The organism is Bradyrhizobium liaoningense (assembly GCF_018130825.1).
Taxonomy (GTDB): Bacteria; Pseudomonadota; Alphaproteobacteria; order Rhizobiales; family Xanthobacteraceae; genus Bradyrhizobium; species Bradyrhizobium liaoningense_B.
Window position 1 is genome coordinate 525,440 of sequence record NZ_JAFCJS010000006.1, and the last position, 18,663, is coordinate 544,102.

At 67.0% G+C, this 18,663-nt stretch carries 18 protein-coding genes; 6 read left to right on the forward strand and 12 right to left on the reverse strand.

The features are described from left to right. Positions 1–2: 2 nt before the first annotated feature. The 5 genes from JQ603_RS27205 to JQ603_RS27225 form a co-directional block, all read right to left on the reverse strand. A complete protein-coding gene (locus JQ603_RS27205) occupies positions 3–965 on the reverse strand; it encodes an amidohydrolase family protein (protein ID WP_212343750.1) in 963 nt (320 codons plus the stop codon). Positions 966–1,017: 52 nt separating this feature from the next. Continuing rightward, the gene (locus tag JQ603_RS27210; RefSeq protein WP_212343751.1) at positions 1,018–1,575 is read right to left on the reverse strand and encodes a hypothetical protein; all 558 of its coding nucleotides are present in this window, start codon (positions 1,573–1,575) and stop codon (positions 1,018–1,020) included. Between the two features lie 25 nt (positions 1,576–1,600). Then, positions 1,601–3,031 carry a TolC family outer membrane protein gene (locus tag JQ603_RS27215; RefSeq protein WP_212343752.1) on the reverse strand — a complete coding sequence of 477 codons (1,431 nt, stop codon included), beginning with the start codon at positions 3,029–3,031 and terminating at the stop codon, positions 1,601–1,603. Between the two features lie 188 nt (positions 3,032–3,219). Beyond that, entirely contained in the window at positions 3,220–3,999 is a 780-nt protein-coding gene (locus JQ603_RS27220; RefSeq protein ID WP_212343753.1) for an enoyl-CoA hydratase, read from the reverse strand. A 131-nt stretch (positions 4,000–4,130) separates the two neighbouring features. Then, complete coding sequence (locus tag JQ603_RS27225; protein WP_212343754.1) at positions 4,131–4,805, reverse strand: hypothetical protein; 675 nt, start codon at positions 4,803–4,805, stop codon at positions 4,131–4,133. A 290-nt stretch (positions 4,806–5,095) separates the two neighbouring features. Between JQ603_RS27225 and JQ603_RS27230 the strand changes: the two genes are divergently transcribed. Continuing rightward, complete coding sequence (locus JQ603_RS27230) at positions 5,096–5,641, forward strand: sigma-70 family RNA polymerase sigma factor (RefSeq protein ID WP_212343755.1); 546 nt, start codon at positions 5,096–5,098, stop codon at positions 5,639–5,641. 2 nt (positions 5,642–5,643) lie between these two features. Then, positions 5,644–6,282 (forward strand): NrsF family protein, encoded by a 639-nt coding sequence (locus JQ603_RS27235; protein WP_212343757.1) that lies wholly within the window; start codon positions 5,644–5,646, stop codon positions 6,280–6,282. An 11-nt stretch (positions 6,283–6,293) separates the two neighbouring features. On the opposite strand, the gene JQ603_RS27240 is transcribed toward JQ603_RS27235, so the two are convergent. After that, entirely contained in the window at positions 6,294–7,394 is a 1,101-nt protein-coding gene (locus JQ603_RS27240; protein WP_212343759.1) for a DUF2336 domain-containing protein, read from the reverse strand. A gap of 60 nt (positions 7,395–7,454) precedes the next feature. Continuing rightward, positions 7,455–8,612, reverse strand: coding sequence for a GGDEF domain-containing protein (locus JQ603_RS27245; protein WP_212343762.1), 1,158 nt, complete (start codon positions 8,610–8,612; stop codon positions 7,455–7,457). Between the two features lie 440 nt (positions 8,613–9,052). Between JQ603_RS27245 and JQ603_RS27250 the strand changes: the two genes are divergently transcribed. The 4 genes from JQ603_RS27250 to JQ603_RS27265 all read left to right on the forward strand — a co-directional run bounded on the left by JQ603_RS27250 (position 9,053) and on the right by JQ603_RS27265 (position 13,343). Further along, complete coding sequence (locus JQ603_RS27250) at positions 9,053–9,622, forward strand: sigma-70 family RNA polymerase sigma factor (RefSeq protein WP_018647974.1); 570 nt, start codon at positions 9,053–9,055, stop codon at positions 9,620–9,622. After that, entirely contained in the window at positions 9,619–10,314 is a 696-nt protein-coding gene (locus JQ603_RS27255) for a hypothetical protein (RefSeq protein WP_212343763.1), read from the forward strand. Before JQ603_RS27250 ends, JQ603_RS27255 begins: the two co-directional genes overlap by 4 nt. 15 nt (positions 10,315–10,329) lie before the next feature. Beyond that, positions 10,330–12,030 carry a S8 family serine peptidase gene (locus JQ603_RS27260; RefSeq protein ID WP_212343765.1) on the forward strand — a complete coding sequence of 567 codons (1,701 nt, stop codon included), beginning with the start codon at positions 10,330–10,332 and terminating at the stop codon, positions 12,028–12,030. 485 nt (positions 12,031–12,515) lie between these two features. After that, the gene (locus JQ603_RS27265; RefSeq protein WP_212343767.1) at positions 12,516–13,343 is read left to right on the forward strand and encodes a TIGR03809 family protein; all 828 of its coding nucleotides are present in this window, start codon (positions 12,516–12,518) and stop codon (positions 13,341–13,343) included. Positions 13,344–13,370: 27 nt separating this feature from the next. Here the strand turns inward: JQ603_RS27265 and JQ603_RS27270 are convergent, their stop codons facing one another. The 5 genes from JQ603_RS27270 to JQ603_RS27290 form a co-directional block, all read right to left on the reverse strand. Continuing rightward, positions 13,371–14,741, reverse strand: a complete 1,371-nt coding sequence (locus JQ603_RS27270) for a TIGR03808 family TAT-translocated repetitive protein (protein WP_212343769.1) — start codon at positions 14,739–14,741, stop codon at positions 13,371–13,373. A gap of 198 nt (positions 14,742–14,939) precedes the next feature. After that, a complete protein-coding gene (locus JQ603_RS27275; RefSeq protein WP_212343771.1) occupies positions 14,940–15,596 on the reverse strand; it encodes a pyroglutamyl-peptidase I in 657 nt (218 codons plus the stop codon). Further along, complete coding sequence (meaB, locus tag JQ603_RS27280; protein WP_212343773.1) at positions 15,593–16,582, reverse strand: methylmalonyl Co-A mutase-associated GTPase MeaB; 990 nt, start codon at positions 16,580–16,582, stop codon at positions 15,593–15,595. The genes JQ603_RS27275 and meaB overlap by 4 nt, the downstream gene beginning before the upstream one ends. Before the next feature lie 51 nt (positions 16,583–16,633). Then, positions 16,634–18,145, reverse strand: coding sequence for a tripartite tricarboxylate transporter permease (locus tag JQ603_RS27285; RefSeq protein WP_212343776.1), 1,512 nt, complete (start codon positions 18,143–18,145; stop codon positions 16,634–16,636). A gap of 4 nt (positions 18,146–18,149) precedes the next feature. Next, the gene (locus JQ603_RS27290; RefSeq protein ID WP_212343777.1) at positions 18,150–18,641 is read right to left on the reverse strand and encodes a tripartite tricarboxylate transporter TctB family protein; all 492 of its coding nucleotides are present in this window, start codon (positions 18,639–18,641) and stop codon (positions 18,150–18,152) included. Positions 18,642–18,663: the final 22 nt, after the last annotated feature.

Sequence of the window (18,663 nt, forward strand, 5' to 3'; positions counted from 1 at the left end):
CGTCAAAATCCGTAGAGCCGCGCCGGATTGTCGACCAGGATCTTCTTGCGCACCTCCGCATCCGGCGCCCACACCGGAAGCTGGTTGAGCAGGCGCCCATCGTCGATCTGGTAGAGCGGCGCGATGTCGGTGGCTTTGCGTCCCTCGACACGGCTCGAATCCGGATGCGGCCAGTCGGTGCCCCAGACGATGCGATCCGGATTCGCCGCGATCAGGGCCCGCGCGAACGGCACCATGTCCTGGTAATCCGGCGCGAGCTTCGAGGAGCGATAGGCGCCGGAGATCTTCACATGGGCCTTGCCGGACTTCACCAGCGCGACGAGATCGGAGAAGCCCGGCTGCTCCAGGCCGAGCGAAGCCTCCAGGCCGCCGAAATGGTCGAACACGACCGGCACCGGCGCCGTCTCGACGAGGTCCTTGATCGCCGAGATCATGGCCAGCGTGGTGTAGAGCTGCACATGCCAGCCGCGTGCCTTCATGCGCTCGACGGCGGCGGTGAAGCGTGACCTGCCGACGTTGGGGTCGTTGACGCCGCCGGTCGCGAGATTGAGGCGCATGCCGCGGAAGCCGTCCTGCTGCATCGTGTCGAGCGCGCTCTCCGTCGTCTTGTCGTCGATCACGGCGACGCCGCGCGCATTGGCGCCGCGTGCCTTCATGCCGAACAAGGTCGACGAATTGTCGGTGCCGTAGACGCTGGGGGTGACGATCACCACGCGTTCCATATGCAGCGCCTTGTGCAGCGCGGCCATTTCTTCGGGGCTTGCCGGCTCGGGCGTGTAGACGCGGCCGGCGAAGAACGGAAACTTCTCGACATCGCCATGAATGTGAGTGTGGCAGTCGCAGGCATGCGCGGGGACGTCGAAATTGACCGGCGTCGCAGGCTGCGCCGCACGGGCGTGGGCTCTGTTGGTCATGGCTACTCCGGCGGCAAGGGAGGCAAGCAGGACGCTGCGTCGGTTGAGCACGGTTTCTCTCCCTGGTTTTTTCTATTTGGAAGTGTGCCGGGACACTATCACATCAGCCGGACAGCAGCTGCGCTTCGTTGCATAGCTGCTCGACGAGGTCCGCAAGCGGACGTGAGCCGTCGACGCGCACGACCGGGCAGGGCAGGCCCGCGAGCCAGGCTTCATCTCTTGCGAGACTGCGGCCCTCGCGATCGCCGGCTTCGTAACGCGAGGCCCATTCGACGAACGACTCCGTCTCCTCATGACGCCAGCCGCCCTGTGCGACGGCATCAGCTCCGAAATGCGCAGCCTCGCGGCCACGCAGGCGCTGCAAGCGAAGCTCGCGCGGCGTCGTCACAAAGACGACGAGATCGAAGAACGGGATGAGCTCGTTGCCCCAGCCGGTGACGGTACCGCTCAGCACCCAATCGAGACGCGGCAGAAACATCTCGCGCATCAGGCGCAGGCGATCGGCGGCGGAGCGCGTCGTCTGGTAGGGCGGCACGGTCGGCAGCCAGAAATAATCGTCGCTGTCGTGATGCGGCAGCGCAAGCCGGCCGGCGAGCGCCCGGCCGAGCGTCGTCACCCCGGAGCCCGAAGCTCCCATCAGATGGATGCGGCGGCTTTTCATCGGCACCGACCCAGGAGATTTGAGGCTACTGCCCCGACGGCGTGCGCAGGCCGTGCCAGGCGTCGCGGACTTGCTGGTAGTGGACTTCGGGCAGGTAGTCCGGCGTGTTCAGGTTCAACGTCTTGACGTCGAGATGGCCGACGGCGCTGAGCAGGGTGTAGGACGCGATCACGCGATCACGCAGCGCGCCGATCAGGCGGGCCTTGGCCTGGATCAGATCGGCCTGCGAGTTCAGCACGTCCACCGTCGTGCGCTGTCCTCCGGCGGCCTCGCGCTGCACGCCCTGGAGCGCGACGGTCGCCGCCTTCACTTCGGATTCGGAGGCCGAGACCGCGATCTTGGCGCCTTCATTGGCGACCCAGGCGCTGACGGCTGCCGTGCGCGCCTGGTTCCGCACCTGATCGAGCACGAGCCGGCTTTGCGCCGTGATCTCCTTGGCCTGCCGGGTCTGCGCGGCGGCCTGGCCGCCGTCATAGATCGGCACGGTGACATTGGCGACGACCGAGGCCTGGTCCTCGGCGAAGGTCCCGAGCGTCGGGTCGTTGTTTCGGCTCTTGCTGGCGCTGCCCTGGACGCTGGCGCTCGGCAGCAGCGCGCCCTCGGCGACGCGGATGTTGGTGGAGGCGACGTCGACGTCGAAGCTGGCCGCCATCACCGCCGGGTGCTGACGGATCGCCATCGTCAGCGCATCCTCGCGGCCCTTCGGCAGATAGCGGTCGACCACTTCGGCGGGCTTGAGCTGCGACGGCGCGTTGCCGATCACCTGGGCATAGGTCGCCTGGCTCACCGCAAGCGCGACCTCGGCGGTGTTGAGATCGGACAGACCGCGGTTGAGGCGCGCCTCGGCCTGGGCGCTGTCGGTCGGCGTGACGTCGCCGGCATTGAGGCGGCGCTGGGTGACGGCGAGCGTCTCGCGCAGGAAGGCGACGTTGGAGCGCTGCGCCTCGACCAGCGACTGGTTCGCCAGCACGTTGGTGTAGGCGGTGACCGCGTCGAGCAGTACGCCCTGGCCGACATTGCGCAGCGCCTCGCGGCCCGATTGCACCTGGAGCTCGGCGGCCCGCACGTTGTTGGCGGTACGGAAGCCGTTGAACAGGGTCTGCGTCACGGTGACGCCGATGATCCAGGGCTTCAGGTTCGCGGTCTGGATGGTGTTGTCAGGCAAAAGGTTGCGCACCGATTGCAGGCCGGCGCTGAGGCTGGCCACGATCTGCGGCCGGTAGCCGGCCAGCGCCTGCGGCACGTTCTCGTCGGTGGCGCGCTGGCGCGCGCGCTCGGCATTGAGCTGCGGATTGGTCTGGTAGGCTTTTGCCAATGCCTCCGGCAGGGCTTCGGCCCATGCCTGGACGGGCAGGGCGCACGAGAGCGCCAGCGTGGTCCATGTCGCAAGCACAGGACCCACGCCCGATCGACGCCGCGTCATCACGCGACCAGCTCTGGCGGCTCGCCCAATCATGTAATCCCGCTAAACCCCGGCTGTCCGCCCCCGCCGACGGTGGCCTCTTAACTGTTTAACCAGCCGGGGTCGCGCAGGCAAACTGCCGCGGGGAAAACTCCCATGTATTCCGTGCTTGTTGCAGGTGCGTCACAGCATTTCTGCGAGGAGACGCCAGAGCCTTACACCAGCCTGACCGCGCGCTCGCGTTACCGGTTCTTGTTCACCGGCTTGCGCTTCTCGATGAACGCCGCCATGCCCTCGGAGCGGTCTTCCAGCGCAAAGGTCGAGTGGAACAGGTTGCGCTCGACGCTCATGCCCTCGGCGAGCGTCGTCTCGAAGGCGCGGTTCACCGCCTCCTTGGCCATCGCGGCTGCCGGGCGCGACATCGAGGCAATCTTCTCGGCGGCAGCCATGACTTCGTCCATCAGCTTGTCGGCGGGCACGATGCGGCTGACGAGGCCCGAGCGCTCGGCTTCGGCTGCATCCATCATCCGGCCGGTGAGGCAGAGGTCCATCGCCTTGGACTTGCCGATGGCGCGGGTCAGGCGCTGGGTGCCGCCGATGCCGGGAATGGTGCCGAGCGTGATTTCGGGCTGGCCGAACTTGGCGGTGTCGGCCGCGATGATGACGTCGCACATCATGGCGAGCTCGCAGCCGCCGCCGAGCGCGTAACCCGCGACCGCGGCGATGGTCGGCTTGCGGCAGCGCGCGACGCGGTCGCCGCCGATCGCGGCGAAGTCTTCGGAGAACATGTCGATGAAGCCTTTCGGCTGCATCTCCTTGATGTCGGCGCCGGCGGCAAAGGCCTTCTCGCTGCCGGTCACGACGATGCAGCCGATGGCGTCATCGGCCTCGAGATCGTCGACCGCCGCGGCGATCTCGCGGAAGACGCCGAAGGAGAGCGCGTTGAGCATCTTCGGCCGGTTCAGCTTGATGATGCCGACCGCGCCTTTACTTTCGACGATGATGTGTTCGAACGTGCTCATGCTCCACCCACGCTTTTGATTGGGCGGGCAATGTGCCCGCTGGCGCGGTGGGCTTCAAGAGCCAAAGGTGGTCCGGAACACGCGGCACGTCGCGCGTTCCGGACGGGATTTCTTCAAATCAGGCCAAGAAATCAGGCCATGAACATGCGCGCGGCGGACGCCAGCGTCAGCAGCGTGCCGACGCCGATGAAGATCTTGCCGATCAGGGAGCTCTGGTCCCAGGCCGAGCTCTGCTGGCTGCTGGCCATCACCGGCGCGGGTCGCGGCTGCGCTTCGGTCGCGGCAATCACCGCCTTCTGGGCAGGCGGGTTGTCCTGTTGCACGGCGCGGTCGAGATCGTTCGGCTGGTCGGGGGCGACGATCTGGCTCTCGGCGTGTGGTGCCGCGCTGTTATCGGCCGCCGCCTGGACGTTGTCGTTGGCCCGGCCGGTCATGGCGGAGGCGGCAGCTGCCGGCGTATCGGCGGCGGCAAGCTGCGCATTGGCGTTGGCGACCTCCGGCGGCATCTGGCGCGATGCGGGCAGACCGGTATCGGCCTTGTCGGCAGTCTTGTCGCCAGTCCTGGCGCCGTCGGACTTTGCCGCGGCCTCCTTGTTGCTCGTCTTGTCGTCGGAGGACTTCTGCGCCGTCTTGCTGCTGGTGCGGCGAGAAGAGTGCTGCCGGTGCTTGCTAGGCTTGACCGCATCGGCCTGTTGGCCCGCGCTGTCCGATTGGCTGCTCGCTGGCGCCGCCTGTGCAGCGCCTCCGAACAGCAGGAAAAGCCCGGCCAGAAGAATCAGGGCAGCGCGCCCGCTGGTTTTCATCATGTGACGATCTCCCCAATTCACCCCTCCCCGGGACCGAACAGAGACGCCGCGAGGTGACGATAGCGGGGCAGAAAAGGGGAATCTTCGGGCCACACCGGGCAAAAGCGGGGCAAGCCGTCCCCTTGCGGCTGGGGGCCGGGTGCGGACCGGAACGATCGGTGTTATGAGCCGTCACGAGTTTTCCGGCCGCATCGGAGCACCGGTTCCCAGCATATATCACGAAGTCGTGATCATGCTCGACCGGCGTAACAAATTGAAAGAGCGGCCGAATTGCATGGTGAGGGGCGCGCGTGCGCGGACGTGAGGACGAATGGACCGGCCTGATGCGGTCGGCCATGGCAGGTGATGATGCGGCGTATCATCGCCTGCTGAAGGCGGTCACGCCGGTGCTGCGCGCCGCCGCGAGGCGCGGCCTGGCGCGGGCCGGGCAGCCTCCCGACCAGGCCGAGGACATCGTGCAGGAGATACTTTTGGCGGTGCATCTGAAGCGGCACACCTGGGACAGCGAAGCCCCCTTCGCGCCCTGGCTGTTCGCGATCGCCCGCAACAAGCTGATCGATACGCTGAGGCGGCGCGGCAGGCGCGTCTTCGTCAACATCGACGATTTCGCCGAGACGCTGCCGGGCGAAGCGCCGCAGGAGACGGCATCCGCGGGCGAGGTCGCGGCGCAGCTGGGCACGCTGCCGCAGCGCCAGCGCGACGTGCTGCAGTCGATCGCTGTCGAGGCCGCCTCGATCAAGGACACGGCGGCGAAGTTTTCGATGAGCGAAGGTGCGGTGCGGGTCGCGCTGCATCGCGGACTTGCCGCACTGACGGCCAAACTGCGGGACCACTAGTCATGGATACCGATCAACTCATTCGCTCGCTCGCGGCCGACAACGCCCATCGCGCACCCCGCGTCGGCGCCGTGCTGACCATGGCGCTGCTGGTGGCCGCGCCGCTGTCGATCCTCCTCTTCGCGACCTTCCTCGGCGTGCGCGCCGACGTGATGAGCGCGATGCACAATCCCTTCTTCGACATGAAGTTCGCGGTCACGCTGTCGCTCGCGATTCCCGCGATCATCGTCAGCCTGCACCTGTCGCGGCCGGAAGCCCTGCTGCGCGGCTGGGGCTGGTTGCTGCTGCTCCCCGTCGGCCTGCTTGCGGTTGCGATCGGCAGCGAGGCGATGATGGCCCCGGCGATGCCGATGACGATGCGGCTGATGGGCAAGAACTCCAGGACCTGCCTGCTGGCGATTCCCGCGATGTCGCTGCCGCTGCTTGCGGGAGCGCTGTTCGGCTTGCGCCATGGCGCGCCATCGCGGCCCGCGCTTGCCGGCGCGCTCGCGGGCCTGGTGTCGGCCGGACTTGCCGCGACGCTCTATGCCTCGCACTGCACCGACGATTCACCGCTGTTCGTCGCGACCTGGTACACGATCGCGACTGCGGTGGTGACGGCGATCGGCGCGGCGGTAGGATCGAGGGTGCTCAGGTATTGAACCCGGCGGCGTCACGCCGCCGGCGTCGCGTTCTGCATGCGGTGGAAGCGCAGCACCTGCTGCGCGGTGGACGAGCGCAGCGCCTCGTAGGTGTCGCGCAGCGCCAGCATGTCGGCCGGCGTGCCGCCGGACAGTTTTTCGCGCATGGCGATGATCGCGCGCACGCTCGACCATTGCATGCCCGCGACCTTGGCGAGGATCATCACGCCCTCGGTGCGGCTTTCGATCATCATGGTCTCGGCGGTCTCGATCGCGACGCCCGCGAGCGCAGCGAGCCCCGCATTGGTCTCGTCGAACTTGCCCTGTTCGGCGAAGGTGGCGATCTGGAATTCGTTGAGGCGGCCGTCCTCGTGCAGCGACTTCACCAGCGCGCGCGCCATCTCGGTCTGCCTGGTCATGGCGGCGGCGCGGGCCCGCTGGGCCGCCTCCTGCACCACGCCCGACACCTCGTCCGCGAGGTCGGGATGCGCGGCCTCCAGCTTCCTGCGTACGCTCAAGGACGCCTTCGCGACCAGCTTCAGGTAGTGATGGCGCGGCAGGCTGGGCCGCAGGCCGATGCAGGTGGCGAGGCCGTCGTCGCGCTCGGCGCGCGTGACGAGGTCGGTGAGACTTTCCTCGGAGAGCCGCGCGCCCGGATTGCTGACCGTCGATTGCACGACATCCTCGTTGCCGCGTGTCACCAGCACGTCGGTCAGGGCTTCCGACAGAATCCGCCGCAGCGAGATCGCCTTCAGATGGGCCTGGCCCCGCGTGCGCGCGATCTCGATCAGGGTGGCCTCGTCCAGCCGTTCCGATTTCGTCAGCACGGGTCCTGCGACCTCGATGACCTCGTCGAGCGCAAGCGTGCGGACGATCTTCGGCGGCGCGACCGCGATCGGTGCGAGGCGGTCGGCAAGCAGCGCCCTCGCCGACGTCTCGATCTGCTCGATCAGGCACTCGAACACGTCGTCGAACACGCGGATGTGGTCGTCGGAATAATCCACCGCGTTGCCCACGAAGAGATCGGTGACGCGGCGCAGTGTCTCGACCCGGCGTGCAACGGTGCCGTGAGAGAGTGCGGCCTGCAATTCCTCAAGCAAATTCTCGGATGATTTTTCGGCTTTGGATCTCATTGCCCTGTCCTGGAGCGTTCGGTCCGGCAGCCTCTGGCGCACCGGATGAAAATGGATTGGTCAGTTCGTTACAATGCGGTTGCGGCCTTGCGCCTTGGCGGAATAGAGCGCGCTGTCGGCGCGCGCGAGAAACGTGTCGGCAGTATCATTGTCGCAAAGCGTCACGACGCCCGCTGAAATCGTCACGTGCATGCCCGGAGAGAATGCGCTCCAGTCGAGGTCGGCGACGAGGCGACGCAGGCGCTCGAGCATGCGCGAGGCAGCGTCGCTCTCGGTGTCCGGCAGCAGCAGCAGGAATTCCTCGCCGCCGTAGCGGCCGAAGCTGTCGGCCGGCCGGATGTTGGCGAAGATCGTGATCGCGAAGGTGCGCAGCACCTCGTCGCCGACCGGATGGCCATGGGCGTCGTTGATGCGCTTGAACCAGTCGAGGTCGATCAGCGCGATCGCACAAGGCTTCGATGTTCGCCGCGACGTCTCGATCTCGGCGTCGAGCAGCCGCATGATGCAGCGGCGGTTGTAGGAGCCGGTGAGCTCGTCGAGCTCGGCCAGTTCCTCGATGCGCTGATAGGCCGCCTTCAGCTCGATGCTGCGCTGATACAGGATCTTGCGCAGCGTGGCGCCGAACAGGCCGAGGAAGGCGCACTGGCCGATCACCAGCACGAAGCACAGCATCGAGGCGGTCCGCTGCATCCTGGTCGCGAGGGGCATGCCGATCGGCAGGTCGGAGGCGAGGAACACGGCGGCAAGGCCGGCGGTCGCAAGCGCCCAGGTCACCATCGCCTGGGTCGAGGTCATGCGCAGCGTGCCGAAGGCGAAGATCAGGAACAGCACGCTGATGAAGGCGATGCCGATGGTCGGCGCCGTCAGCAGGAACGCGAATTGCAGCGCCATATGCGCCGAGATCTGGAAGACGGTGAGATAGTGGTCGGTGAATTTGTCGCCGATGCCGGCCTCCGACAGCACGGTGAAGGTGCCGATGATCAGGAGGCCGCCGACCCAGAACAGCGAGGCAATGTCGATCGAGATCACGCCGTCATAGGCGTAGACCAGGAGGACCGAGGCACCGAGCGAATAGCTCGCCACCTGGCCGATATACATCTGGCGGCGCTGCCAGGCCCGGCGCGTCCGGACCTCCGGCGCCGCCGCCTCGGGCATACGGACGAGATCCGCGACCTCAGCGGCATTCCTCTCGGGAAGCGACGTCGCGGCCGTGTTCATGGTCCCGCCAATGGTGGATGTCAGCCCAAAAATCTACGTGGCAAGCCTTTAGGTTTGGTATCCTTTGAAATCGAATCCGAAGCGTGCAGCGCGGAACAGGATGACATTGGCCGGACGGGGGAATTTGCCGGCGATTAGGCATCGTTTGCGATGCAGTCGAGCCAAAGCGGGGGTTCGTGAGACATACGTCGTGCAGGACTTGCTATGGAACCGGACTTGATCGGCCCGCCCGTGCCGGGCAGGCGATCCGCAGGAAAGTGCTTCAGTATTATGTTACCGATCTGGCTTGAGGCGGGCGCCCCCGACGGGCGGGGCAGGAAAAATGCATGTATGTGGGGCAGATCACACCGGTCCCCGTACGACTGCGGTAGCTTGAACAATTTTGCACCGCCCGTCGAACCCTCCGCCGCATCGACCCGACCAACCTTGCGAGACGAGCTTTGAGCGTGACACAGGCGGCTTCGGACGAGGTCCTGATCGCCAGGATCGCTCAGGGCGACCGGCTCGCCATGCAGGTGCTGTACGGGCGGCACCATGTCAGGGTCTACAGGTTCGGGCTGAGGCTCGTGCGGGACGAGCAGGCGGCGGAAGACCTCATCAGCGAGGTGTTTCTCGACGTCTGGCGTCAAGCCGGCAAGTTCGAAGGCCGATCCGCCGTTTCCACCTGGCTGCTGGCAATCACCCGATTCAAGGCCCTCTCGGCGCTCCGGCGCAGGAAGGATTTTGAACTGGACGAAGACGCCGCGAACGCGATCGAGGACCAGTCCGACGATCCGGAAACGGTGGTGCAGAAGAAGGATACCAGTGCAGCGTTACGGGAGTGCCTGACGGGCCTCTCGCCGGAACATCGGGAAATCGTCGATCTCGTCTACTACCACGAGAAGTCCGTGGAAGAAGTCGCCGAAATCGTCGGGATCCCGGAGAACACTGTGAAGACGCGCTTGTTCTATGCGCGCAAGAAACTGGCCGAACTGCTGAAAGCAGCCGGCGTTGAGCGAGGCTGGCCATGATGGCTTTGAGCAAGAAGATGCTGGAGCAAGAGCCCAGTGAAATTGAACTGCTGCTGCCCTGGCACGCCGCCGGCACGCTGAACGCGCGCGATGCCCGCCGCGTCGAGGACGCGCTGGCGCGCGATCCGGAGCTTGCCAAGCAATATGCCGCGATCCGTGGCGAGTACGAAGAGACCATCCATCTGAACGAGAGCCTCGGCGCTCCGTCGGCGCGCGCGATGCAGAAGCTGTTCGCCGCGATCGATGCCGAGCCGGCGCGTGCTGCCACTTCGCTGCCGCTGTCGGCGCGCATCGCGACCTTCTTCGCGGGCCTGTCGCCGCGGACGCTGGCCTGGTCGGCGAGCCTTGGCGCCATCGCGCTGCTGCTGCAGGCCGGCATCATCGGCGCGGTGCTGATGAAGACCCAGACCGCGACCTTCCAGACCGCCTCGCTTTCGACCGGCGCGCCGATCACGCGCGAACTCGGTGCATCCGCAGCGCCGGCCCGCGCCCTGGTGCGCTTCGCGCCCGAGGCGCGTGTTGCCGACATCACCGCATTGCTTGACAGCTATCAGGCGTCGATCATCGGTGATGCCAAGGGCGGCATGTTCCGTCTCCAGTTCGACAAGGCGATGAGCCAGGACGAGCTCGCCGCGCTGCTCGCCAGGATGCAGCGCGAGAAGTTCGTCAACCTCGCCGTTGCGGCGCCGTAGGGCGCCTCTGAACCGATGACGCGCAAGTCCGAGAGTAAGTTGCGAGCCGGGGCCTACGCTTCGTCGGTCGGGGCCGCGCTGCTGCTCGCCGGCTGCCTCGGCGTCGAGGTCGCGCAGGCGCAGGCAATCATGCGCACGCCCACGATCAGCGTCCCCTCGCGCACGCCGACCATCTCTCCCACCATCACTGCGCGGGCGGTGAGCGTCGGTTCCGGTCCACGCACCATCCCCACGACGACGGTCGCACGGATCCCGTCGGCCCGGATCGGGCCGACGCCGGTGCTGCCCCATGTGCGCTACTCGCCGAATCTCTACCCGTCCTGCACCGCAGCCTATCGCGATGCCGACGGCGAATGCCTGGCGCAGCCGAACGCAGGCGGCGAGGGCAGCGGCAGCGGCAAATCAGGCAAGAAGGCTGCCAGCAAGGGACGCGGCAGCAACACGCCGGTTGCGGTGAACCAGCGCATCTTCGCAGGCGAATTCGTCGCCGAGATCGACGGCGCCCTGTCGGTGACGGAGGCTGACGAGCTCGCGCGCCGCCATGGCCTTGCACGGGTCGCATCCGAGAATTTTCCGCTGATCGGGGCGACGTTCGGCCTGTTCCGCATCACCGACGGCCGGCCCACCGAGACGGTGCGGCGTGAATTCGCCGCCGACGGCAGTGTCCGCTCGGTCCAGCCGAACTTCCGCTACTTGCTTCAGGACCAGAAGTCGGCGACGCCGACCGAAGGCGACCCCGCGCAATATGCGCTGGCAAAGCTTCGCCTGCCGCAGGCGCACACGCTGGCGCACGGCGCCAATGTGACGGTTGCTGTGATCGACTCCGGGATCGACGCCAAACACCCCGAGCTTGCCAATTCGATCGCCGACAGTTTCGACGCGCTCGGCAGCGCGGAAGGCCCGCATGTTCACGGCACCGGCATCGCCGGCGCCATCGTGGCGCATGCCCGCCTGATGGGCAGCGCGCCCGAGGCGCGCATCATCGCCATCCGTGCCTTTGGCGGCACCACGGGCGGCGCGGAGAGCTCGTCCTATATCATCCTGCGTTCGCTGAATTATGCCGCCGAGCACGGCGCGCAGATCGTCAATATGAGCTTTGCCGGCCCGAAGGACGCCGTGATCGAGCGCGCCATTGCGGCAACCGCCGCGCGTGGCCTCGTGCTGATCGCGGCGGCCGGCAATGCCGGCGCGAAATCGCCGCCGCTTTATCCCGCCGCCAATCCCAACGTGATCGCGGTCAGCGCGACCGACCAGCAGGATAAGCTGTTTTCCGCCTCCAACCGCGGCAACTACATCGCGCTGGCGGCGCCAGGCGTCGACATCTTCCTGCCGGCGCCCGACGGCAAATACCAGATGACGTCGGGAACCTCGTTCTCGGCCGCCTATGTCTCCGGCGTCGCGGCGCTGCTGCTTGAGCGCAACTACGCACTCAAGCCGGAAGCGCTGCGCATGACGCTCGCGAAGACCGCGCGCGATCTCGGCTCACCCGGGCGTGATGATCTCTTTGGCGACGGCGAGGCCGACGCGTTTGCCGCGGTGATGGCTGTTCCCGCCGATAGTGCGACGCCGGTTGCGGCTGCGTCCGGTACAACAAAACGTGAAGATGCCGACAAGCGTCGCGACGAGCCCGGCATCCGCGCGATCGAGCAGCCTTCGCTGTCGAGCACAGGCGATAAAGCCGCGATTTCTCAGGCGGATAGGCCGGCGACGCGATAGTCGCTGCGACAACTTTGCGCGCACGCCGAAGGTTAAAAAATCAAACCCTCGCATTGAACGTTCAGCCGGCTAGCACGACCAAATTATGTGGGAGCGGTCATCCCTCCCCATCAGTCATATCAGGCGCGAGCGCCCATCCACCCCAAGCGCCCATATGGCTCGACCCGTCCGGTTGTCCCCCCGGACGGGTCTTTTCTTTTTGGGCATCCGGTTCCTTGAAGCGATATCTGGGATCAGCTTCCGGTTGAGCGATCGCAGCGGCGCTGGGCGCCGGCGTCCATCGATTGCAGCACACGTCCGTCATGCTTGCGTGAAGCTTGACTCGAAATCACAGCAATTCTCCGCGGGACTACGGTGTTTCATGACGGACGGCGTGTCGTTGCTGGACAAGTCAAAACTTTTCCACAAAATATTCATGTCGCGTCTAAATTGATTCGTGTGCGTTGCGTCCCCCGCATCCGTGTTTTCTCCCAACGGGCTGGTTCATGACACACCGCCAAGAATCTGGTCGCGCGCCTTTCCGCGCGGAGGGTTGCAGTCGCGAAGTCGCGGCACGCTGGTGCGCTCTCGCCGAACAGCGGCTGGAGCACCTGTCCGAAATGTTCGAGACCGGGCGCTGGCGCCGCTACCACTCCGAGCTCGCCTTTCTCGAAAACATCCAGGAAGCCAAGCGCGCAGTCCAGACCTGGCGCGCCATCGCCACCGGCGGGGACGTCGCGGCAGCGGCTGCGAGCGTCACCTCCGCATTCGGCTGGTCGCCGGCGACGATGCCTCGCGTGTTTCCGCGCGAGCAGCAGGGGCAGACCGTGCAGCCCAAGACCTTGCAGCCCACGACCTTGCAGCCAAAGGCCGTCCACATCGCTCCCGAGACCGCCGTGCCGGTCAGGCTCGATCCCAAGCCGGATGTTCTCGCCGAAGTCCCCGAAGCCCCGCTCGTGCCGCTGGCACCGCCTGCTGCGCCCGCCGCAGTGGCCTCGTTCACCGCGCCTCATGCTGTCCCGCCGCTCAAGGCGCCCGCTGCGAAGGCGCCTTTCACCGCACCTGCCGTGAGGCCGCCGCTCGCCGTGTCTGCCGCAATCGCGTCTCTCACCGCACCCGTCGTGAGGCCGGTCGCCGCTCCGGCCGCAATCGCGACGTCGACCGCGCCTGCTGTGAAGGCGCCGGTCGCCGCACCCGCCGCGATGGCAGCGCTGCTGCCGCAGTTCGCCCCGCCCGCCGCCGAAATCGTCGCCGCCCCCGAGCGCGTCGTCGAATTCACCCTCAGCCTCGACGGTATCGAGGCGAAGTACCCGCTGCTCAGGAACGCGTTCTAGCGCCTAGAAGCTGAAGGCGAGTCGGCCCTACCGCCGCACCGCATTCCCGCCGATCACCACCTGCGCAAACCATTGCGCGCCGTCGGCCGACAGGTCCGCCGTCACCGCGCGGGCGTGATCGAGGCCGACGACGGCGCCGCGCGGTGTCTCCGAGATCATGTTGTTGTTGACGAGCGCGGTGCCGGCGCCGGGCACCACGGAAACGCCGACGCCGGCCAGCGCCTTGCGGATCACATTGCCCGTGATCGCGACGTCGCGCAGATATTTGCCCCAGCCGGCGACGATGCCGTAGGACGGCGCGTTCTCGATCACGTTGCCGGTCACCGAGGTATCAGCCTCGATGTAGATGCCGACGCCGGCATCGTCATCCGGCGCGGTGCCTATGGGACGCTTCGGGATCAGATTGCGGATGATGTTGCCCTGGACCACCGCGATGCGGCCGCCCTCGTTGAAATTGCAGACGGAGACGCCGACCGCGGCACCGTCCACGGTGTTGTTGGCGATCACGGCGGCCTCGAACGCGAACTCGGAATAGAGCGCGACCTCGCGCACGTCGCTGACGCTGTTGCCCGTGATGTGGATGTTCGAAGCCGAATTGCCGCGTACCGCGGAATAGTCGCAGTTCCTGATGCGATTGCCGCGCACGATCACGTTGGCGGCCCGAAACGCGTTGATGGCGTTGCCGTACTGGCCGGAGCCGCCGGGGCCGGCCTTGATGTTCTCGATACGGTTGTCGGAGACCAGCGTGCCGTCGTCGCCGATCGCCGTGCGCAGGATCTCGATGCCGTTGTCATTGGTGCCGAGAATCGTGTTGCGGGCAACACTGAGACCCCTGGCGTCGAACGAGACCACCGCCGTCACCGCGATGCCGGTGAAGATGTTGCCGGAGATATCGCCGGCGACCTGCTCGAGCCAGATGCCGCTGCCGCCGGAGTTCGTGATCTCGCAATCGGTGATGCGCACATCGCGCCCGCCGAGGACATGGATCAGCCCGCGCCGCGTCGGCAGCGCAATGCCGGCGCCGTCGAAGGTGATGCCGGTGATGCCGATCGCGTCGGAGCCGTCGCTCTGGATCGCCGAGGCCCCGCCGGTGAAGATGAATTTTGTCGCGCCGCGCACGCCGATCAGTTGCGCGCCGTTCGGCAGCCGCAGCAATCCGCTGCGGTAGACGCCGGGAGGCAGGGCGAGTGGCATTTGCGCCCGCGCGGCCTCGTCGATCGCGCGCTGCAGCGCGCGGGTCTGGTCCTCGCTGCTGCCTGGCCGCACGCCAAATTGCGTGGCATCGCGGCCGAGCAGCGACGTCAGCGGCGCCGCGCGCGCGGCGTCGGCGGGCATGGCGAGTGCGCCGGCGATGCCGGCGGTCGAAGCCCCGATGAGATGACGGCGATTGAGGTCCATGACGCGTCCTCCGGCGGACGCGGGGTCCGCGGGAGCTAGGTAGCGCAGCGTGGCCGAAGGCGCGGGGATTGTTCGCGGTAGGGTTAAATGTTTACCGCAAAGACGGTGCCGTAGGGTGGGCAAAGCGTAGCGTGCCCACCATTTGTTACCGTGGTTGCGGATGCACGGTGGGCACGGCGCTTTGCGCCTTTGCCCACCCTACGAAGCCGGTGTGTTCCGCCGCTTCCTTGCCAACCCCACCATCTCCATCAGCATCGCTTCCCCCGCATCCACCAGCTCCTCCAGCGTGATGCGCGGCGCGCCCTTGCGACGCACGGCGCCGCTGCGTGCCAGCAGGGGAATATGGATGAACGCCGCGAGCCCCGGGCCGCCGGCCCTGACGTTCTCGATCGCACGCCAGCTCAGATAATTGCAGAGATAGGCGCCGGCATCGCGCGAGGGGCGCGCGTCGATGCCGGTGAGGCGCGCGGCGCGCAGCAGCCTCGCCGTGTGCGGGCCGAACATCATCGCGTCGGCATGGCCGGCGATGCCGCGCTTGCTCGAGCGGGTGTTGGCGGCGTCGGGCCAGAGCATGGTGACCGCATTGCGCGCGCGGGTCTCGATCCGCAGGTAAGGCGTGCGTGCGGCGAGGCCGAACATCAACAGCGCGTCGGGCCTTTGCGCCGCGAGCACCTCGGGCAATTGCCGGTCGACCGCGGCATAGGTCACCGGAAAGATGTGGCTCGACAGCGCGACATCGTCGAGCGCCGGCCGGCGCAGCCGTGTCAGCCGTGTCACCAGCGGCTGGGTCGGATTATAGGGCGCGCCGGGGAAGGGCCCGAAACCGGTGAGGAGAATGCGGAGCCTGTCGCTCATTGCAGCAACTCCAGGATCTGTTCGGCGGCGAGCGCCGGCGTGAGATGGCCATCGGCGACTTCAGCCTCGATCTTGCGAACCTTGGTGCGGACCGAGGCCTCGCTGCGCAGCCGCGCCAGCATGCGCTGCTCCAGCATCGACCACATCCATTTCACCTGCTGCTCGCGCCGCCGCGCCGCGAAATCGCCGGAGGCATTCATCGCCTTGCGGTGATCCAGAACTTTCTGCCAGATCTTTGCGATGCCGTCGCCGGTCAGCGCCGAATAGGTCTCGACCGGCGGATGCCAGTGTTCGGACCGCGGCGCCAAGATATGCAGCGCGCCGCGATAGTCGGCGGCGGTGATCTTTGCGCGCTTGAGGTTGTCGCCGTCGGCCTTGTTGATCGCGATCATGTCGGCGAGCTCGACCAGGCCCTTCTTGATGCCCTGCAGCTCGTCGCCGCCGCCCGGCAGCATCAGGGCGAGGAAGAAGTCGGTCATGTCGCAGACCGCGGTCTCGGACTGGCCGATGCCGACAGTCTCGACCAGCACGACGCCGAAGCCGGCGGCCTCGCACAGCAGCATCGCCTCGCGCGTCTTGGCGGCGACGCCGCCGAGCGTGCCCGAGGACGGCGAGGGGCGGATGAAGGCATCGTCGGAGGCCGCGAGGCGCGCCATCCGGGTCTTGTCGCCGAGGATCGAGCCGCCGCTGCGTGCCGAGGACGGATCCACCGCGAGCACCGCGACCTTGTGGCCCTGCTCGATCAGATAGGTCCCGAGCGCATCGATGGTGGTGGACTTGCCGACGCCGGGTGAGCCTGTGATGCCGACGCGGAACGCCTTGCCGGTGTCGGGCAGAAGCTTCTGCACCAGCTCCCGCGCCAGCGCCTGATGGTCGGCGCGACGGCTTTCCACCAGCGTGATGGCCCGGGCGAGGGCCGCGCGATGGCCTGTGCGGAGGTCGCGGGCGAGGGTCTTGATGTCGAGCGAGGCCTTCTTCTCAGTCATGCCCTGCTTTACAACGCCGAGGGGAGACAGGCGAGGCCCGCCCGCCCGATATCACCGGGTCGTTGCCGCGACTGTCTGCGCCGGCTTCACCTTCCGCCACACCCACACCATCACCGGCCAGAGCAGCGCGCCGATCGCCATGGCGGCGAGGATCGCCGCGACGGGGCGCTCGAAGAACGGCAGGATGCTGCCGTCGGACTTGATCAGCGAGGTGACGAAGGCCTGCTCGACCATGGTGCCCATGACGATGCCGAGCACCATCGCGGCGACCGGATAGCCGTTGGCTTCCATGACGTAGCCGATCACGCCGAAGGCGGCGACGGTGACCACGCCGAACATGTTGTTGCCGATCGCGAACGAGCCGACGGCGCAGCACAGCATGATGATCGGCATCACGGTCGAGCGCGGCGCCAGCAGGATGTAGGCCGCGACGCGGATCATGGCGATGCCGAGCGGGATCATCAGAATGTTCGCGATGATGAACATCAGATAGATCGCATACATGCTCGACGCCTTCTCGGTGAACAGCGTCGGGCCCGGATTGAGGCCCTTCATGTAGAGCACGCCGATCGCGATCGCGGCGATGGTGTCGCCGGGGATGCCGAACAGCAGCGAGGGCACCCAGCCGGAGGCGATGCTGGCATTGTTGCTGGCGCCGGCCTCGACCAGGCCCTCGACATGGCCGGTGCCGAACTTTTCCTTCTCCTTGGAGAAACGCTTGGACATCGCGTAGGAGACCCACGCCGCCATGTCGGCGCCGGCGCCGGGCAGCACGCCGATGATGATGCCGACGATGTTCCCGCGCGTCATCTGCCAGTGATAGAGCTTCGTCAGCTTCCACTGCCCGGCCATGATGCTACCGAATTTTCGTCGCGGCAGCGGCGGCGGTTCGGGCGTCAGCATTGCGCGCATCACCTGCGCCACCGCGAACACGCCGACGAGGGCCGGGATCGGCTCGATGCCGCCGAACAGGTCGGTGATCCCAAAGGTGAAGCGCGGCACGCCGCCGGGGTTCTCGATGCCGATGCAGGAGACCAGCAGGCCGATGAACATGCCGGCGATCGCCTTCACCGGCGAGGAGCGCGCCACCAGGGTGGCGCACATCAGGCCGAGCAGCGCCAGCCAGAAATATTCGAAGGTCGAGAACGACAGCGCGATCTCGGCGAGCGGCGGCGCCAGGATCATCAGCGACAGCACGCCGGCGATGCCGCCGACCGCGGAGAACCACACGCCGGCACCGAGCGCGAGCTCGGCCTGGCCCTTGCGCGTCATGGCATAGGCTTCGTCCGCATAGGCGGCGGAGGCGGGCGTGCCGGGAATGCGCAAGAGCGCGCCGGGGATGTCGCCGGAGAAGATCGCCATCGAGGATGCCGCCACGATGGTCGCGATCGCCGCGATCGGCGACAGGTAGAAGGTGACGGGGACGAGCAGGGCGGTCGCCATTGTCGCCGACAGGCCCGGCAGCGAGCCGATGACGAGGCCGTACACGGAGGCCGCAAACATCGCGATGATGACCTCCCAGGTGGAGATCAGCGCGAAGGCGTCAAGCAGGGTTTTCAGCATGGGATTACCAGGGCGTCGGCAACAGGCCGGCGGGCAGCGGCACGCGCAAGAGCTTGCCGAAGATGAGGTGGATGGCGAAGGGCGACAGCGCGGCGAGCGGCAGCGCCAGCTTCCATTTCGCCCCGAGCGCGGTCGAGGTGACATAGACCATGATCGCAGCCGTGATGATGAAGCCGAGCCGGTCGGCGGCAAAGACGTAGAACAGCAGCAGCGCCGGCGGCAGCAGCGCGCGCAGCCCGTACAGCTTTCCCTGCGGCGGCGGGGCAGCGGCCTGGCCGTCCTCGAGCGGGACCAGCTCTTCCTCCTCCTCGAAGGAATGCCCGATGCCGAACACGATCGCGGCCCCGCACAGTGCGAGGCCCGTGCCGATCACCAGCGGAAACACGTTGGGGCCGACCGGCTGTCCCGGCACCGGCGGCAGGATGTAGCCGCCATAGGCGGCAGCCGCGCCGAGCACGACGAGAAACGATCCCGTGACGGAGTCGGGAAGACGCATGGGAGGGGTCCTGTGGGGTTTC

Coding starts and splice junctions, on each gene's coding strand:
- JQ603_RS27210 (WP_212343751.1), bottom strand. CDS start 1,575: ATGAAAAGCCGCCGCATCCATCTGATGGGAGCTTCGGGCTCCGGGGTG.
- JQ603_RS27215 (WP_212343752.1), bottom strand. CDS start 3,031: ATGATTGGGCGAGCCGCCAGAGCTGGTCGCGTGATGACGCGGCGTCGA.
- JQ603_RS27220 (WP_212343753.1), bottom strand. CDS start 3,999: ATGAGCACGTTCGAACACATCATCGTCGAAAGTAAAGGCGCGGTCGGC.
- JQ603_RS27225 (WP_212343754.1), bottom strand. CDS start 4,805: ATGATGAAAACCAGCGGGCGCGCTGCCCTGATTCTTCTGGCCGGGCTT.
- JQ603_RS27235 (WP_212343757.1), top strand. CDS start 5,644: ATGGATACCGATCAACTCATTCGCTCGCTCGCGGCCGACAACGCCCAT.
- JQ603_RS27240 (WP_212343759.1), bottom strand. CDS start 7,394: ATGAGATCCAAAGCCGAAAAATCATCCGAGAATTTGCTTGAGGAATTG.
- JQ603_RS27245 (WP_212343762.1), bottom strand. CDS start 8,612: ATGAACACGGCCGCGACGTCGCTTCCCGAGAGGAATGCCGCTGAGGTC.
- JQ603_RS27255 (WP_212343763.1), top strand. CDS start 9,619: ATGATGGCTTTGAGCAAGAAGATGCTGGAGCAAGAGCCCAGTGAAATT.
- JQ603_RS27260 (WP_212343765.1), top strand. CDS start 10,330: ATGACGCGCAAGTCCGAGAGTAAGTTGCGAGCCGGGGCCTACGCTTCG.
- JQ603_RS27265 (WP_212343767.1), top strand. CDS start 12,516: ATGACACACCGCCAAGAATCTGGTCGCGCGCCTTTCCGCGCGGAGGGT.
- JQ603_RS27270 (WP_212343769.1), bottom strand. CDS start 14,741: ATGGACCTCAATCGCCGTCATCTCATCGGGGCTTCGACCGCCGGCATC.
- JQ603_RS27275 (WP_212343771.1), bottom strand. CDS start 15,596: ATGAGCGACAGGCTCCGCATTCTCCTCACCGGTTTCGGGCCCTTCCCC.
- meaB (WP_212343773.1), bottom strand. CDS start 16,582: ATGACTGAGAAGAAGGCCTCGCTCGACATCAAGACCCTCGCCCGCGAC.
- JQ603_RS27285 (WP_212343776.1), bottom strand. CDS start 18,145: ATGCTGAAAACCCTGCTTGACGCCTTCGCGCTGATCTCCACCTGGGAG.
- JQ603_RS27290 (WP_212343777.1), bottom strand. CDS start 18,641: ATGCGTCTTCCCGACTCCGTCACGGGATCGTTTCTCGTCGTGCTCGGC.